At 65.3% G+C, this 14,953-nt stretch carries 18 protein-coding genes; 4 read left to right on the top strand and 14 right to left on the bottom strand.

The features are described 5' to 3' along the window. Window positions 1-74: 74 nt before the first annotated feature. Entirely contained in the window at window positions 75-1,889 is a 1,815-nt protein-coding gene (gene typA / locus AC1ROK_RS01495; protein ID WP_492843137.1) for a translational GTPase TypA, read from the bottom strand. Between the two features lie 166 nt (window positions 1,890-2,055). Here typA and AC1ROK_RS01490 point away from each other — a divergent pair, with 166 nt between their 5' ends. After that, on the top strand, window positions 2,056-2,454 hold the full coding sequence (locus AC1ROK_RS01490) for a MarR family winged helix-turn-helix transcriptional regulator (protein WP_492843135.1): 399 nt from the start codon (window positions 2,056-2,058) through the stop codon (window positions 2,452-2,454). Window positions 2,455-2,468: 14 nt separating this feature from the next. Next, entirely contained in the window at window positions 2,469-3,755 is a 1,287-nt protein-coding gene (locus AC1ROK_RS01485) for an MFS transporter (RefSeq protein WP_492843133.1), read from the top strand. A 214-nt stretch (window positions 3,756-3,969) separates the two neighbouring features. Here the strand turns inward: AC1ROK_RS01485 and AC1ROK_RS01480 are convergent, their stop codons facing one another. The 8 genes from AC1ROK_RS01480 to AC1ROK_RS01445 all read right to left on the bottom strand — a co-directional run bounded on the left by AC1ROK_RS01480 (window position 3,970) and on the right by AC1ROK_RS01445 (window position 9,657). Further along, entirely contained in the window at window positions 3,970-4,356 is a 387-nt protein-coding gene (locus AC1ROK_RS01480; protein WP_492843131.1) for a VOC family protein, read from the bottom strand. Between the two features lie 85 nt (window positions 4,357-4,441). Continuing rightward, window positions 4,442-5,029: an RNA polymerase sigma factor gene (locus AC1ROK_RS01475; RefSeq protein WP_492843129.1), complete on the bottom strand. Its 588-nt coding sequence runs from the start codon at window positions 5,027-5,029 to the stop codon at window positions 4,442-4,444. Between the two features lie 10 nt (window positions 5,030-5,039). After that, complete coding sequence (locus AC1ROK_RS01470; protein ID WP_492843127.1) at window positions 5,040-7,169, bottom strand: EAL domain-containing protein; 2,130 nt, start codon at window positions 7,167-7,169, stop codon at window positions 5,040-5,042. An 83-nt stretch (window positions 7,170-7,252) separates the two neighbouring features. Further along, a complete protein-coding gene (locus AC1ROK_RS01465; RefSeq protein ID WP_492843125.1) occupies window positions 7,253-7,573 on the bottom strand; it encodes a hypothetical protein in 321 nt (106 codons plus the stop codon). Window positions 7,574-7,580: 7 nt separating this feature from the next. Next, window positions 7,581-7,991 carry a hypothetical protein gene (locus tag AC1ROK_RS01460; protein WP_492843123.1) on the bottom strand — a complete coding sequence of 137 codons (411 nt, stop codon included), beginning with the start codon at window positions 7,989-7,991 and terminating at the stop codon, window positions 7,581-7,583. Further along, the gene (locus AC1ROK_RS01455; RefSeq protein ID WP_492843121.1) at window positions 7,979-8,446 is read right to left on the bottom strand and encodes a hypothetical protein; all 468 of its coding nucleotides are present in this window, start codon (window positions 8,444-8,446) and stop codon (window positions 7,979-7,981) included. The genes AC1ROK_RS01460 and AC1ROK_RS01455 overlap by 13 nt, the downstream gene beginning before the upstream one ends. Next, window positions 8,434-8,910 carry a hypothetical protein gene (locus AC1ROK_RS01450; protein ID WP_492843119.1) on the bottom strand — a complete coding sequence of 159 codons (477 nt, stop codon included), beginning with the start codon at window positions 8,908-8,910 and terminating at the stop codon, window positions 8,434-8,436. The genes AC1ROK_RS01455 and AC1ROK_RS01450 overlap by 13 nt, the downstream gene beginning before the upstream one ends. Before the next feature lie 255 nt (window positions 8,911-9,165). Beyond that, complete coding sequence (locus tag AC1ROK_RS01445; protein WP_492843117.1) at window positions 9,166-9,657, bottom strand: GNAT family N-acetyltransferase; 492 nt, start codon at window positions 9,655-9,657, stop codon at window positions 9,166-9,168. An 87-nt stretch (window positions 9,658-9,744) separates the two neighbouring features. Here AC1ROK_RS01445 and AC1ROK_RS01440 point away from each other — a divergent pair, with 87 nt between their 5' ends. Both AC1ROK_RS01440 and AC1ROK_RS01435 read left to right on the top strand, forming a co-directional pair. Beyond that, window positions 9,745-10,392 (top strand): LysE family translocator, encoded by a 648-nt coding sequence (locus AC1ROK_RS01440; protein WP_492843115.1) that lies wholly within the window; start codon window positions 9,745-9,747, stop codon window positions 10,390-10,392. Window positions 10,393-10,454: 62 nt separating this feature from the next. After that, complete coding sequence (locus AC1ROK_RS01435) at window positions 10,455-11,306, top strand: 23S rRNA (adenine(2030)-N(6))-methyltransferase RlmJ (RefSeq protein WP_492843113.1); 852 nt, start codon at window positions 10,455-10,457, stop codon at window positions 11,304-11,306. Here AC1ROK_RS01435 and AC1ROK_RS01430 read toward each other — a convergent pair whose 3' ends face one another. The 5 genes from AC1ROK_RS01430 to AC1ROK_RS01410 form a co-directional block, all read right to left on the bottom strand. Then, window positions 11,307-11,597, bottom strand: a complete 291-nt coding sequence (locus AC1ROK_RS01430) for a hypothetical protein (protein ID WP_492843111.1) — start codon at window positions 11,595-11,597, stop codon at window positions 11,307-11,309. Window positions 11,598-11,640: 43 nt separating this feature from the next. Next, the gene (locus tag AC1ROK_RS01425; protein WP_492843109.1) at window positions 11,641-12,060 is read right to left on the bottom strand and encodes a GNAT family N-acetyltransferase; all 420 of its coding nucleotides are present in this window, start codon (window positions 12,058-12,060) and stop codon (window positions 11,641-11,643) included. A gap of 134 nt (window positions 12,061-12,194) precedes the next feature. Continuing rightward, window positions 12,195-13,421, bottom strand: coding sequence for a dual-specificity RNA methyltransferase RlmN (rlmN, locus tag AC1ROK_RS01420; RefSeq protein ID WP_492843107.1), 1,227 nt, complete (start codon window positions 13,419-13,421; stop codon window positions 12,195-12,197). 269 nt (window positions 13,422-13,690) lie between these two features. Beyond that, window positions 13,691-14,200, bottom strand: coding sequence for an invasion associated locus B family protein (locus AC1ROK_RS01415; protein WP_492843105.1), 510 nt, complete (start codon window positions 14,198-14,200; stop codon window positions 13,691-13,693). A gap of 211 nt (window positions 14,201-14,411) precedes the next feature. Next, complete coding sequence (locus tag AC1ROK_RS01410; protein ID WP_492843103.1) at window positions 14,412-14,951, bottom strand: invasion associated locus B family protein; 540 nt, start codon at window positions 14,949-14,951, stop codon at window positions 14,412-14,414. Between the last annotated feature and the right edge of the window lie 2 nt (window positions 14,952-14,953).

The raw sequence follows: 14,953 nt of genomic DNA, 5'->3' as shown, positions 1-14,953 counted from the left end.
CGCGGTTCTTGGGCGCAAAAACGAAAATCCCCGCTGACGCGGGGATCTTCAAATTCGGCAGCGGGAGCCGAGAATCAGCTCGCCTTGGCGGCGCGCATCATGCGCTTGCGATCATTGGGGTCGAGCCAGATCTTGCGCAGGCGGATGCTCTTGGGCGTCACTTCGACATACTCGTCGTCGGCGATGTAGCCGAGCGACTGTTCGAGGGTGAGCTTCTTGGGCGGGGTCAGGCGAACCGCTTCATCCTTCGACGTGGTGCGGATGTTGGTCAGCTGCTTGCCCTTCAGCGCATTCACTTCGAGATCGTTCTCGCGGCTGTGCTCGCCGATGATCATGCCTTCGTAGATGTCGACACCGGCATCGATCATGATCGGGCCGCGCTCTTCGAGGTTCCACAGCGCATAGGTCACGGCCTGGCCGGTACCGTTGGAGATCAGCACACCGGTGCGGCGGCCAGGCAGCGCGCCCTTGAACGGCTGGTAGCCGTGGAACAGGCGGTTGAAGATGGCGGTGCCGCGGGTGTCGGAGAGCAGTTCCGGCTGGTAGCCGATCAGCGAGCGGGTCGGCACGTAGAAGCGGAGGCGCGAACGGCCGACGCCCGAGGGACGCATGTCGACCAGGTCGCCCTTGCGCTCGGTGAGCTTCTGCACCACGACGCCGGTATGCTCGTCATCGACGTCGATGATCACTTCCTCGATCGGCTCGAGCTTTTCGCCGTTCTCTTCGCGGATCACCACCTTGGGGCGGCCGATGGTGAGCTCGAAACCTTCGCGGCGCATGTTCTCGATCAGCACCGCGAGCTGCAATTCGCCGCGGCCGGCGACATCGAACGAGTCGTTGTCCTCGCCTTCGGTGACGCGGATGGCGACGTTGCCTTCCGCCTCGCGCATCAGACGCTCGCGGATGACGCGCGACTGCACCTTGTCGCCTTCGCGGCCGGCCAGCGGGCCGTCATTGATGCGGAAGGTGACCGACAGGGTCGGCGGGTCGATCGGCTTACTCGGCAGCGGCACGGTCACCGACGGGTTGACCAGCGTATCGGCGACGGTCGAGGTCTCGAGGCCGGCAATGGCGACGATGTCACCGGCTTCGGCCAGATCGATCGGGGTGCGCTCGAGGCCACGGAAGGCCAGCACCTTCGAAACGCGACCCTTCTCGACGATCTTGCCGTCGCGGCCGAGCGAATGGATCGGGTCGCCGGCCTTGACCGTACCCGAGGTGATGCGGCCGGTGAGGATGCGGCCGAGGAACGGGTTGCGCTCGATGGTGGTGACGAGCATGCGGAACGGGCCCTCTTCCACCTTCGGCTCGGGCACGTATTCGAGCACCTTGTCCAGCAGCGGGGCCAGCGAGTCCTTGGGGCCTTCCGGCTTGTCGGACATCCAGCCGAGCTTGGCCGCGCCGTAGAGCACCGGGAAATCGAGCTGCTCGGGGGTGGCGTCGAGGGCGATGAACAGGTCGAAGATTTCCTCGAGCACTTCGAGGTGGCGCTCGTCGGGGCGGTCGATCTTGTTGATCGCAACGATCGGACGGAGACCCTGGGCAAGCGCCTTGCCGAGCACGAACTTGGTCTGCGGCATCGGGCCTTCGGCCGCGTCGACGAGGATCACCACGCCATCGACCATCGACAGGATGCGCTCGACCTCGCCGCCGAAATCGGCGTGGCCGGGGGTGTCGACGATGTTGATGCGGGTATCCTTCCAGACCAGCGAAGTCACCTTCGCCAGGATGGTGATGCCGCGCTCACGCTCGAGATCATTGCTGTCCATGGCGCGTTCTTCGACGCGCTGGTTGTCGCGGAACGAGCCGGACTGCTTGAGCAGGACGTCGATCATGGTGGTCTTGCCATGGTCAACGTGAGCAATGATTGCGATGTTACGCAAAGACATGGGGGGCGGCCGATCGGATTTTCAGGAGATTAGTGGGGCCCCATATCGGACAAGGGTCACATTCTCAAGACAAATCGCCGAATGGCTGGGTTGCGGACGTATCGGAAGCGGCCTTGCCGCACGACCGGATTGCCTGGTCTGCAATTAGGGGTATATACCCGCATCCATGTCCGACCCCTGTATCTGCATCGCGGTTCGCAAGGCGAGCCGCAAACTGACGGCACGCTATGACGCGGCGCTCGAAGCCGTGGGGATCAACCTGGCGCAGTTCTCGCTGCTCAGGAACATCGCGCGGCATCAGCCGGTATCGCTGACCGGGCTGGCGGAGATCGTCGAGCTCGATCGCTCGACGCTGGGGCGTAACGTCCGGGTACTGAAGCGCATGGGGCTGGCGGCGATCCTGCCGGGCGACGACCTGCGCGAGGCAACGCTCAGCCTGACCGAGGCGGGGCAGCAGACGCTGGGCCAGGCGGTGCCGATCTGGGAAGGCACCCAGGACGAAATTCAGCGGCGGCTCGGCGTCGCCGGCACAGCGCAACTCGAAGCCCTGCTCGGGTCACTCTAAAGGAACCATCCACGATGCTTTCGGACCGCCTGGCGGCGTTTCTTGCGGCGCGCAACATCCACTATGGCTGGGTGGTGGCCGGCACGACCTTCCTCGTCATGCTGGCGACCGCCGGGGCGATGGGCTCGGCCGGGGTGCTGATCCAGCCGCTGCAGCAGGAGTTCGGCTGGACCACGGCGGAGATTTCGTCCGCGCTTGCCGTCCGGCTGCTGTTCTTCGGGCTGCTCGGGCCGTTCGCAGCGGCCTTCATGAACCACTTCGGCATTCGCCGCGTGGTGATGACGGCCTTGGGGCTGATCGGCGCCGGGATCATCGGCTCGCTGTTCATGCGTGAGCTGTGGCAGCTCCTGGCGCTGTGGGGGATCGTGATCGGGGTCGGCACGGGAATGACGGCGCTGGTGCTCGGCGCAACGGTTGCCTCGCGCTGGTTCGAGAAGCGGCGTGGGCTGGTCGTCGGGCTGATGACGGCCAGCAATGCCACCGGGCAGCTGATCTTTCTGCCGCTGCTGGCCAACCTGGCTGAGACCGTCGGCTGGCGCTCGGCGCTGGGTTTCATCGTGGTGGTGCTGGCGATCGCTTTCGCGCTGGCGCTGCTGCTCAAGGATTACCCTGCCGATGTCGGGTTGGCGCCGTTCGGCGGCACATTGCAGCCAAGGGTGGTGCGCAGCAGAAAGCTCCTCGAACTGGTGGCCTCGCCGATCCGGGCGTTGCGTGAGGCGGCGAGGACGCAGGTGTTCTGGGTGCTGTTCGCAACGTTCTTCGTCTGCGGGTTTTCGACCAACGGGCTGATCCAGCAGCATTGGATCTCGATCTGCGGCGATGTCGGCATCACCCCGACCGGCGCCGCCGGCTACCTGGCGCTGATCGGCATCTTCGACTTCGTCGGCACCATCGTTTCGGGCTGGCTGTCGGATCGCTACGACAATCGCTGGCTGTTGCTCGCCTATTACGGCTTGCGTGGCGTCAGCCTGTTGTTTCTGCCCTATTCCGGCTTCTCGTTCGCCATGCTGACGGTGTTCGCGGTGTTCTACGGGCTGGACTGGGTGGCGACGGTGCCGCCCACGGTGAAGCTCACGGCGCAGCAATTCGGCGCCGAGAAGGCGAACCTGGTGTTCGGCTGGGTGTTCGCCGGGCACCAGCTGGGGGCGGCGTCGGCGGCGGCGGTCGCCGGGATCGCGCGCACCGAACTCGACACCTACACGCCAGCGCTGCTGCTGGCCGGCGTGTTCTGCATTCTCGCGGCATTGCTGGTGCTGAGCATCGGGCGGCCGAAGCGCGCGGCGGCGATGGCAACGGCGTAGAACCGCAGGCAGTCGCATATGGCGTGGGGATCGCTCGGTGCGCGCAGAACACCCCCCACCCTGTCCCACCCCCGCAAGGGAGGAGGAGATGCTCACACCAGCGGTAGTGTTTTGGTCTCCCTCCCCCCTGCGGGGAGGGGACAGGGGTGGGGGTCCCGTACCGGCTCGTCAGCTGCTTGCCGCCGCATACGATAGGCCCGCCGGGAAGGTTCGTTCAGCCCTTCAGCGATCGCGGCTTGTCGGCCGACTGGTAGAGGCCGAGGCCAAAGCCATCCGGATCCAGAAAGTCGGCGCTCCAGCCGCCGGGCGCCTCGCTGACCGGGGTGACGATGGTGACGCCGTGGGCGACCAGCGCGGCCACCACATCGTCGATGCCGCCTTCGGCCAGATCAAAGATCAGCGCCGGCGAGCTGCCGCGCGACCCTTCCATTTGAAAGAAGATGATCTCGAGCCCCTGGTCGAGCGAGCCCTGCAGCCAATAGGGCTCGGCACCCTCCATGCGGGTGAGTTCGATGCCGAGCGTTTCGTTGTAGAAGCGCTCGGTCCTGATGATGTCGGCGACGTAGTAGACGATGCTGGCGCGGTGCGGTTTGGGGATCATGGGTTCAGCTCCTGATGGGTGGTTGCATCAATGGTTGCCGCCATCAGGCGGAATGTGAGCAAGGCGCTGAAATATCCCTCGCAGTCTAGCTCGGCGCCCGCCGCACGATGAACAAGTGCCCATCCGGATCGTGCGAGGCGAAGACGCCACCATCGCGCAGCAGCGCCGGCAGCAGCGCGTCGCGGATGCGGCCATAGGCGAGGTTCAGGCCGAGGCCGGGCGTGCCCTCGGGCAGGTCCAGGCCGGCGGCGCGCAACCGCTTGCCGAGCGTCGAGATGCGTTGGCGCAACGTCACGTCGTCGAGCCGCAGCAGGTAGGCGGTTTCGCGACGATCGTGGCCGCTGAGCGCCAGCGCGGCGACCGATTTCAGCGCCGGCGGCAAGCTCGTCAACAGGGCGCTGACCGGCGTTTCGTCCGCGGCCGGCGGTGGGTTGCGCGTTTCCTGCCAGGCGGTATCGCGGAGCCGGCTGCGCGTTGCCCCGCGCGCTGCCATCTTCGCCTTGTTGCGCATCACCCCGACCAGCCAGCGCCGATGCTCGGGCCGGGTGAAATCGGCGCGGCCGACGCGGATCGCCTCGATCAGCGCGTCCTGCAGCAGGTCATCGGCGTCCGCCGGTTGCCGGCTGCAGCGGCGGGCCAGGGCGAGAAGCTGGTCGTATGCCGCCTGTCGCATCGGGCCGGCGTCAGGAGACGCGGCGGAGTTTGGGGCGCTGCTGGCCTTCCTCGGCCAGCATCTCGGCGACAGCCTGGGCGCCGACCGGTGGCGAGAACAGGAAACCCTGGACTTCGCTGCAGCCCTGGTCGCGCACCGCGGCGAGCTGTTCCTCGGTCTCGATGCCTTCGGCGGTGGTCGACATGCCGAGCGACTGGCCGAGCCCGATCACTGCCTTGATGATGGCGAGGCTGTCTCCCTTCGACTTCAGGTCGCGCATGAACGAGCGGTCGATCTTGATCTTGTCGAAGGGGAAGCTGCGCAGATAGCTCAGCGACGAATAGCCGGTGCCGAAATCATCCATCGAGATGCGGACGCCCAAAGCCCTCAGCTTGTGCAGCGTCTTGAGCGTGGGCTCGTTGTCCGAGAGCAGCAGCGACTCGGTGATTTCGAGCTCGAGCCGGGTCGGCGCCAGGCCGGTATCGCGCAAAGCCGCCTCGACCGTCTCGTAGAGCCGCTTGTTCTTGAACTGCACCGGCGAGAGGTTGACCGCGACGCGGACACCCAGCGGCCAGCCCGCGGCGGTGCGGCAGGCTTCGCGCAGCACCCACTCGCCGATCTGGACGATGAGCCCGGTTTCCTCGGCGATCGGGATGAATTCGGTGGGCGAGATGGTGCCGCGATCGGCGGTGTCCCAGCGCAGCAGCGCCTCGAGGCAGGTGATGCGGTTCTCCTTCAGCCCCACCAGCGGCTGGAACACCAGGCGCAATTCGCCCTTGGCGAGCGCCAGCCTGAGGCCGGCTTCGATGGTGCGGCGCTTCTGGATCGCCGCATCCATGCCGGGCTCGAAGAAGTGGTAGGTCGAGCGTCCCTCGTTCTTGGCCTTGTAGAGCGCCAGGTCGGCGTTCTTCATCAGGATCTCGGAGGTCTCGCCATCCTGTGGCGCCATGGCGATGCCGACCGAGGTGCCGATCACCAGCTGGTGGCCATCGATGGTGAACGGGTTGGCCATCGCCTTGACGATGCGCTCGGCGATCGCCGCGGCTTCGGCCGGGTTATCGACGCCGCGCAGCAGCAGCGCGAACTCGTCGCCGCCGAGGCGGGCCAAGAGGTCGTTCTCGCGCGTGGCGCCCCACAGGCGGGCCGAGACCTGCTGCAGCAGCTTGTCGCCGAGCGAGTGGCCGAGCGTATCGTTGACCGCCTTGAAGTGGTCGAGGTCGATGCAGAGCACCGCGATGTGCTCGCCGCGCGCCAGACCCGGTTCCGCCGCCGCCATTTCTTCGAGGAACTGCACGCGGTTGGGCAACTGGGTCAGCGCGTCGTGGCGGGCGAGGTGGCGGATCCGCTCTTCCTGCTGGCGCTGCTCGGTGATGTCCTCGTGCGTGGTGACCCAGCCGCCATCCTTCATCGGATGGTGTTGCATCATGATGGTGCGGCCGTTGAGCTCGTGGATGTTCTTGCCGTATTCGCCGCGGGCGATCACCTCGCGGCGCCAGCGGATATAGTCCTCGCGGTTGGCGCCGGCCTGCATGCCCTCGTCGAACAGGTGGCCGAGAATGTCGTCGAGCTGCGTGCCGGGCTTCAGCAGGTGCTCGGGCAGGTTGTAGATGCGCTGGTAGGGCTGGTTGCAGATCACCAGGCGACCCTTGGGGTCGTACATGCAGAGGCCCTGGCTGATGTTGTTGACCGCCGCGTCGAGGCGGATGTTCTGCCGCTCGAGTTCGCGCTTACGCTTCTGGATGATCTCGGATGAGGCGATCTCTTCGGTGACATCCTCATGCGTCACCACCCAGCCCAGCCCGGGAGAATAGGCGTGCGCGGTCTCCAGCCAGCGCTCACCGGCGACGCGTTCGCGCACCTTGGAGCGGGCGCCGCCGCGATTGGCCAGGAGCTCCGCCTTGTAGGCGGCGAGGAACTCCTCGGGCGACTGGTCGGGATGGTTGCCCATTTCGGACGACAGCTTCACCACCGCTTCGAGCGTCATGCCCTTGCGGACGCGGCGGGCGGAGAAGCCGTAGATGTCGAGATAATGCTGGTTGAACATCACCAGCTTGAACTCGGGCGACCAGACACAAAAGCCGTAGGGAACCGACTGCAGCGCCGCGTCGAGCAGCAACGCGTCGGCGGCTTTACGATCGGAATCGGCCGATAGTGCCTTCACTTCTGATCAGGCCCCTCAAATCCTTGCAATCAGCGGGGAACGCTAGCGAAGGGCAGTTAAGATGGTTTTAAGCCGGGTACCGGCTATTCGAGCCCGACCTTCAGCATCTCGATCTCGGCCTTCAGCTTCTGGATCTCGAGCTCGTAGAGCCGGGCGCAGTTGAGCCGGGTCGGCGCCTCCCCGAGCGGAATGATGATGCGCGCATAGCCGACGGCGCTCTGGCGACTGTCGCCGTCATCGATGCCGTAGCCGGAATCGTTGTCATAGGCGCTGGAGAGGTCGCCGCCGGCGACCCCAAGGTCGAGATAACCGCCCGAGGAGTTGATCGACTGGCTGCAGCGCACACCTTCTGAGGTGGTGATCGAATCTTCGCCGCCCGGGCCTACCGGCGGAGGCGGCAGCATCAGCCCGTCAGCCGCCAGCGCCGGCCATGCGGCCAGTGTAACGACCACAAACACGCGGCAGGATCGGGCCATCAAGCGCGGCAGGCATGACACAGAGCGCAATTGTCCGCTCCTTCTTGGTTGGGTCTATATCGAAGGTCACGATCACAGGCCTGGTGAAGCCGGGTGCCATGGTGAGCTTGGCCGGCTTGACCACCACGCCGTCGATCGGCGTCTGGTAGTCCGGCATCAGGGGGACCAGAACGAACGTCATCTTGTGGTCGTAGGGATTGCCGACCTGCAAGCGGAACGCCTTCTTGTCGGACGGGGTGAGCCCCGACTTTTCCAGCGGCGACAGCGACTGAGCGAGGACTGGCGCGGCAACCGCAAGGCCAACCATGGCGATCAGCGGGGCGATGGCAATCTTCAGGGATGGCATGTGACGACAGTCCTCGTAGTGTAGGTGCCGGGTGGGAAGCCACCAGCATTGCTGACGCGGTTGTGGAGCGTCATGGTGAGCGTGACGAGGCCAAGGACTCCCGTAGCGAAGCTGGTGCTGGAGGTGGTGTAGGCCTGGTTGGCACCGGGGAAGAGACCAAGGCTGGCGGCACTATAGTAAACCTCGCGCGTCTCGAGCCCGGCGTTATAGCCACCGGGTGACTGGACCACGGTTGGTGGGTCGACCGTTATCGTTGGTCCTTCGAGCAGTGACAGCAGGATGTTCACCGTCGCCGGCGTGTTGCCGCCGACCTGGGAGCCGAGAACAGTATTGTCGAGCGAGTTTCTGAGCGTGCCTGACGACACCAGGTTGAGGGTGCAGGCGAGCACCGGCAACGGCGCCAGCAGCGCCGCGAGGGCGAGGGCGCCAGCGCCGATATGGATCAGGGCGCGCACGTCACCACCGTGCGAGTGGCATAGGCTCCATCAGGGAAGCCGTTAGGATTTGTGATGCGGTTGTGGAGTGTCAGTACCGATGCGGCGATGGTGCCCAGCGGTCGCGTTGTTTCGCTGGAAGTGTAGGCCTGGGTGACGGAAGAAAGGCCGGTTGCCCCTTGGTAGCGCACTTCGACCGCCTCTCCGGTCGACACGTACCCGCCCGGCTGATTGGTGCGGGTCGGAGCCCCGACGGTGAGGGTGGTCGAGCCGATCGACAGGATCGTGACGCTTCCAGCAGAGCCGCCTGCCTCTTCGGAACCCAGCGTCGTACCAGTGGTGTAGTTGAGGCCGAGGGTGCCGTTGGTGCTGGCGCTCAGTGTGCAACCAGCGACGACGGTGCCTGAGAAATCTACGTTGACTGCCATTGCGGGAACGATACTCGCCAACAGGCAGGCGGTGGTCGCTACGACAAGTACACGCATTACTCTACTCCAGGACGCGATGAAACTCGCCCGAAGTGTCAGTATTTTATGGTTAATGAGAGCTAAATATTGGTCCGACTAGGCATTAGTGCGCAAATCAGTACAGTTGCGACGCGCGCAAGGAAAAGAAACGCTTGTGTCGGCACCGCGTACAAACCCGCATGCGCATACGCGCCGGGCGCCGGACGCTTCCAGTCCGAACACCTGGCGCCGCTGGGGGCGCACTGGAGAAGGTGCCCGCGCCGGGCGTGCGGTCTAGTTGCCCGGCTTCACCATCACATAATCGCTGAACTGATACGGCCCCATCCGCACCGGCACGTGCTGCTCCACCTCAAAGCCCTGCGCGCGGTAGAAGGCGATGGCGGCGGCGTTGCCGTCGTTGACGTAGAGCGCCACCGGCAGCTCAGCGCCGAAATGGGCACGGGCCGTGGCGATCAGCGCCTTGCCGAGCCCGAGGCCGCGGGTTTCGGCGAGCAGGTAGAGCTTCTTGATCCAGACCCGGCCCTCGGCGCGGTAAGCCGAGGCAAAGCCGACGTCGCCGCCGTCATGCGTCGCCAGCCAGTATTGATGGCCGCGCTCGGCGATGTCGGCCTCGAGCGTTCCGAGCGCGTAGATCTCGGCCAGCATGCCGGGGATGCGGTCGGCCGGCAGGATGCCGGCAAAGGCTTCAGGCCAGATGCGGTAGGCGAGCTCTGCGACGCGCGGCAAGGCATCGGCATCGATCGGGAAAATCAGCGACGTAGACATGCCCTGTTGTGGCGCGCGGGCGAGGGGGCTGGCAAGCGGGTCGGCATCGTGTCAAAGACTTGACGAAACCCCAACCGGTGCTGCGCCATGCCAAGTTTCGTCCCCGACCTGCCGGTGCTCCTCGGCTTTGCCGTCGCGACCTTCGTGCTGATGATCACGCCCGGGCCCGATATGGCGCTGCAGATGAGTCGCGCCATCAATTATGGCCGGGCACATGGGCTCGCCGCGATGTTCGGGGCGATGACCGGCATCATGGTGCATACGACGCTGGTGGCGTTCGGCATCTCGGTGCTGATCCTCGCTGCGCCGCCGCTGTTCATGGCGTTGAAGATCGCCGGCGCCGTCTACCTGATCTGGCTGGCCTGGCAGGCGATCGTGCATGGCGGCGGGCTGCGGCTCGCCGAGGCGGCGAAGAAGCCGCCGACGCTGTGGCAGAGCTTTGCCACCGGGCTCGGCATTAACCTGCTCAACCCCAAGGTGGTGCTGTTCTTCGTGACCTTCCTGCCGCAGTTCGTCGAGGCGCATGACCCGGCCGCGGCAGGTAAGCTGTTGTTCCTCGGGGCGCAGTTCGTGGTGCTGTCGATCCCGCTCGGCTTCCTGATCGTCTTTGCTGCCGAAAAGCTGGCTGATGCCTTCAAGCGCAGCAAATGGGTGGAGCGGGCGCTCAACTGGAGCTTTGCTGCGATCTTCACCGCCTTCGCCGCGACCATCCTCACCGCACAGGCACGGCACTAGTCTATGATGGTCGCGCTTCCGCATCGGCAAACCGCTGCGCACTTTTCCTGGAAACGCTCCGCATGAACTATTCCCACGCCTTCCACGCCGGAAACTTCGCCGATGTGATGAAGCATCTCATCGTCACCCGGCTGGTCGAGTACCTGAAAAAGAAGGATGCGGCGTTCCGGGTGATCGATACCCATGCAGGGATCGGCAAATACGATCTCACCGGCGAGATCGCCAAGCGCTCGCCGGAATGGGCCGATGGTATCGGCAAGCTGCTGCAGGGCGGGCTGCCGCAGAAGGCGCAGGCGCTGGCCGAGCCCTACCTCAAGGTGATCGCCGAGCTGAACCCGGGCGACAAGCTCGAGACCTATCCGGGGTCGCCTTTGCTGGTTCGAAAGCTGTTCCGGCCGCAGGATCGCCTCTCGGCGCTGGAGCTGCATCCCGAATATGCCAAGCGGCTCGGCACGCTGTTCGAGGGCGACGTGCAGGTGCGGGTGATCCATCTCGACGGCTGGCTGTCGCTCAACGCCCATGTACCGCCCAAGGAGAAGCGCGGCCTGGTGCTGGTGGATCCGCCGTTCGAGGAGCGCGGCGAGTTCGAGCGGCTGGTCGATGGGCTGGTCAAGGCGCATGGCAAGTTCGCCACCGGCGTTTACGCGCTGTGGTATCCGCTGAAGGATACCCGCGCCGTGCACGATTTCATCTCGGCGCTGCGCGATACCGGCATTACCAGGATGCTCAGGGCCGAGCTCAGCATCCGCCCGGCCTCCAACCCGCCGCGGCTGCACGGCACGGGGATGATCCTCGTCAACCCGCCGTTCACGCTCGAGGGCGAGTTGCGCATCCTGCTGCCGGCGCTGGCGCAACTGCTGGGCGATCCCGGCCAGGGCCGCCACAAGCTCGAGTGGCTGCGCGGCGAGGATTGATCAGTAGTCGACGCTGTCGACCAGCTCGAAGCCCGTCAGTTGCGGCGTATTGATCAGGCCGCGCGCCTCAGCGCCGACCCACATCTGCTTGAGCGCCGCCGCCATCCGGTCGGCCGCCTCCTTGGTCGCGAACTCGAGGTCGATCATCACGTGGTTGGGATCGTCGGCGCGCCGGCCGACCCGGTGGCGCACCACGCCCATCTGGCGGCGGCCGAGCGGATCACTGTCGAAGCCGTTGCGCCGCCACACCTCGTAGTCGGGAACCGAATGCTCGATATGCAGCAGGTACATCGCGTTCTCCTCAGCTGGAGCGCTTCAGGACAAGGTGCAGCTCTCAAAGCTCGAACTCATAATAGACCATCTTCTCGCCCTTGCCGCCGACCTTGATGTAGAGCCCGTTGGCCTCGAGGTTGTCGAGTTCGGTGCCGAGCCAGGCTTCACGACAACCCAGCTCGCGGCCCCAGGCGAACATCGCCTCGACCATGCGGGTGGCGATGCCCTGGCGCAGATGGGTCGAGGCGGTGCCGACCTCGTCGATATAGAGTTCGGTGTGCTTGTCGGGATGGCGGTGGATGACCGCGGCGCACTGGCCGACCACCACACCATTGTCGAAGGCGAGCAGCATCAGGTGGCCGGGCTCGAGCAGGTAGGCTTCGAGCCGCTCGGGATGGATCGGTTCGTCGAACACGTCCGGCGCGATCTCGGTAAAATCGAGTTCGTCGCCGGGCTGCATGCGTTTCAACTGGATAGCCATCGGCTGGACTCCTTGCTGGGAGGCGTCACCGATTGGGGATCGGATCAGACGTGCCATGGGGCACCGCGCCGGGATTGCCGCCCATCGTCAGCGGCAGACCGATCCTAGACGGGGTTGGGCACCCCGCCAAGCCGTCAGGCCGTGAGCGCGTCGCGCTCTTTCTTGGTCAGCCGCTCGGTTTCGCTCTTCAGCTGCCCGCAGGCCGCGAAGATATCGCGGCCGCGCGGGGTGCGGACGGGGCTCGCATAGCCGGCATTGTTGACGATGTCGGCGAAGCGCTCGATGCGCGACGAGCTCGAGCAATCGTAGTTGGTGCCCGGCCAGGGGTTGAACGGGATCAGGTTGATCTTGGCCGGGATGCCGGCGAGCAGCCGGACCAGCTCGCGCGCGTCGGCGTCGGAATCGTTGATGTCCTTGAGCATCACATATTCGAAGGTGATGCGGCGGGCATTGGAAAGACCGGGATAATCGCGGCAGGCCTGGATCAGCTCTTTGAGCGGATACTTCTTGTTGATCGGCACCAGCATGTCGCGCAGTTCGTCGCGCACCGCGTGCAACGAGATGGCCAGCATGACGCCGATCTCACGGCCGGTCGGCTCGATGAACGGCACGACGCCGGAGGTCGAAAGGGTGATGCGGCGCTTCGACAGCGAAATGCCGGCTTCGTCGGAGGCGATCAGCAGCGCCTGCTTGACGTTGTCGTAATTGTAGAGCGGCTCGCCCATGCCCATCATCACCACATTGGTGATGGCGCGGCTGTCGCCTTCCGAACCACCCGAGCCGCGCGGCGCCGGAACCAGGCCGCCGTCATTGGGGCGCACGCCGCCGGGGAAATCGCCCAGCCGCTCGCGCGCCATCAGGATCTGGCCGAGGATCTCGCCGGCGGTGAGGTTGCGCACCAGCTTCTGCGTGCCGGTGTGGCAGAACGAGCAGGTGAGCGTGCACCCGACCTGGGAAGAGACACAGAGTGTCCCGCGGTCTTCCTCGGGGATATAGACGGTCTCGACTTCGACGGGCGGCAGCAGCGGGTTCTTGGGGTCGCGGAAGCGGAACAGCCATTTGCGGGTGCCGTCGATCGAGATCTGTTCGGTGACGATCTCGGGGCGGTCGAGCAGGAAGGTATCGGCGAGCTTCTGGCGGAACCCCTTCTGGATGTTGGTCATCCGGTCGAAGTCGGTGACGCCGTTGTGGTAGATCCAGTTCCACAGCTGGGAAGCGCGCATTTTTGCTTCGCGCTCTTCGAGGCCGATGCCCATCAAGGTATCGCGCAGCTCGGGTTTCATCAGGCCGACCAGCGATGTCCGCCCGGATTTCGGGCGGTCGGCATGGGCGTGATGATCGAGGTCGAGGGCGATACTCATGGTGCGGGCGGCTCTCTCAGCGTGCGCAAGTTTGGTGGTCGCGCGGACAAACCGGAAAAGCTCACTACTTTTCCTGACCACGCTCCTTCAGGGCGCGGCCTGTAACATAGTAGCAGAGTTTGCGCAAAACACGGGGGCGGGAGGCTGAGTTGCGTGGGGCGGGCGGCGCAGTGACTGTGGCCCCACCCCCTCCCAAGCTGCGCCTGCCTCCCCCATCAAGGAGGAGGTGGGGGCCGGCGGGTGGGGGCGATGCTGTTCGGGCCGATCGATCAGCCGGTGCAGCCTTCGATGGCGCGGCTGGCGGCGGTGGCGCCCGACAGCGAGAAGGTCTCGACGATGCGGATGCCCTTGTCGCTGGTGCCCTCGATGACCACCGAGGAGCCGGCGCGCAGCGCGCCCGCGAGGTTGTCGTTCTGGTTGGGGTCGAGCAGCCAGGCGGCATCCTTGTCGGTGAACAGCTCGAAGGTCTGGCCGCTGACCGTGGCGGTGGCCGGGGTGTCGGGCGCAAACATGAAGCCGGCGACGAGGTTCAGTTCGTTGCGGACGCTCTCGGACGGACGGTTGGTCAGGTAGAGCCACGCCTCGGTGAATTCGTCCGGGCTGGGCGAGACCTCGGTGGGCTTGCTCAGCGCGAAGCAGACCGGGCCGGTCGACTCGGTGGCGGTGTAGGCGGTCCAATCGCGAAACTCGCCGAGCAGCTTCACCGACTGCGCCATGGCCGCGCCCGACAAGGCGGGGACGAGCACCGTGGCGATGACAGCAAAAGCGCGGAATTTCATAGGCGGGACCTCGAGGAGTTCGGCGGTTTGGTAGCAGGCAAAGCCTGATGGCATCAATCGCCGAACGTTCGTGAAGGCGTGAAGTTCACGCCCAAGTGTCAAGGCTGGAGCTTTTCACCGCTTTCCCACAAACGTCGAAATGCTCCACGTTTTCGTTGTCGCGCTTTCGAACCGGAAAAGTCTCATAACCTTTCCTCAAAGCACTCCGATGTCAGGTGCAGGCCTTGCTGATCTCGCCGAGCGCGGCAGTGACGCCCGACAGGCTGTAGCTGTCCGACATCTTGTTGCCCTTCTGCGAGGTGCCGTTGACGGTGAGCTTGGTGCCCGCCTTCAGCGCTTCGACGAAGGTCGCCTCGTCGGCCTCGACGGCGAGCCAGGCGGCCTCGCCTTCGGTGACCATCGGGAAGGTCTTGCCGTCGACGGTAGCGGTGACGTTGGCATTGGTGGGGTGGAACGGGTAGCCGACCTGCGTCTGCACTTCGTTCTTGGTCCCGAGGCCCTTGCGGTTGATCACCAGGAAGTGGATCGGGCTGCGCCGCACCGGGCTGCCGTTCACTTCCTTGGGGCTCCAGTCTTCCGGCTGGGCCGAGATATAGCACATGGCGCCATTGGCATCGGCGCCGGTCCAGGCGGTCCACGCCTTGAAGGTGCCCAGCTGCTTGATTTCCTGTGCGCCGGCAGGCGCAGCCGCCAGTGCGAAGCAGACACTTCCGGCAACCAGAGCAGCCAGTGCCAAACGAGATGATGTCATCG

The organism is Devosia sp. GW821-FHT12F11 (assembly GCF_058806655.1).
This window is presented reverse-complemented; position numbering and strand designations above follow the sequence as displayed.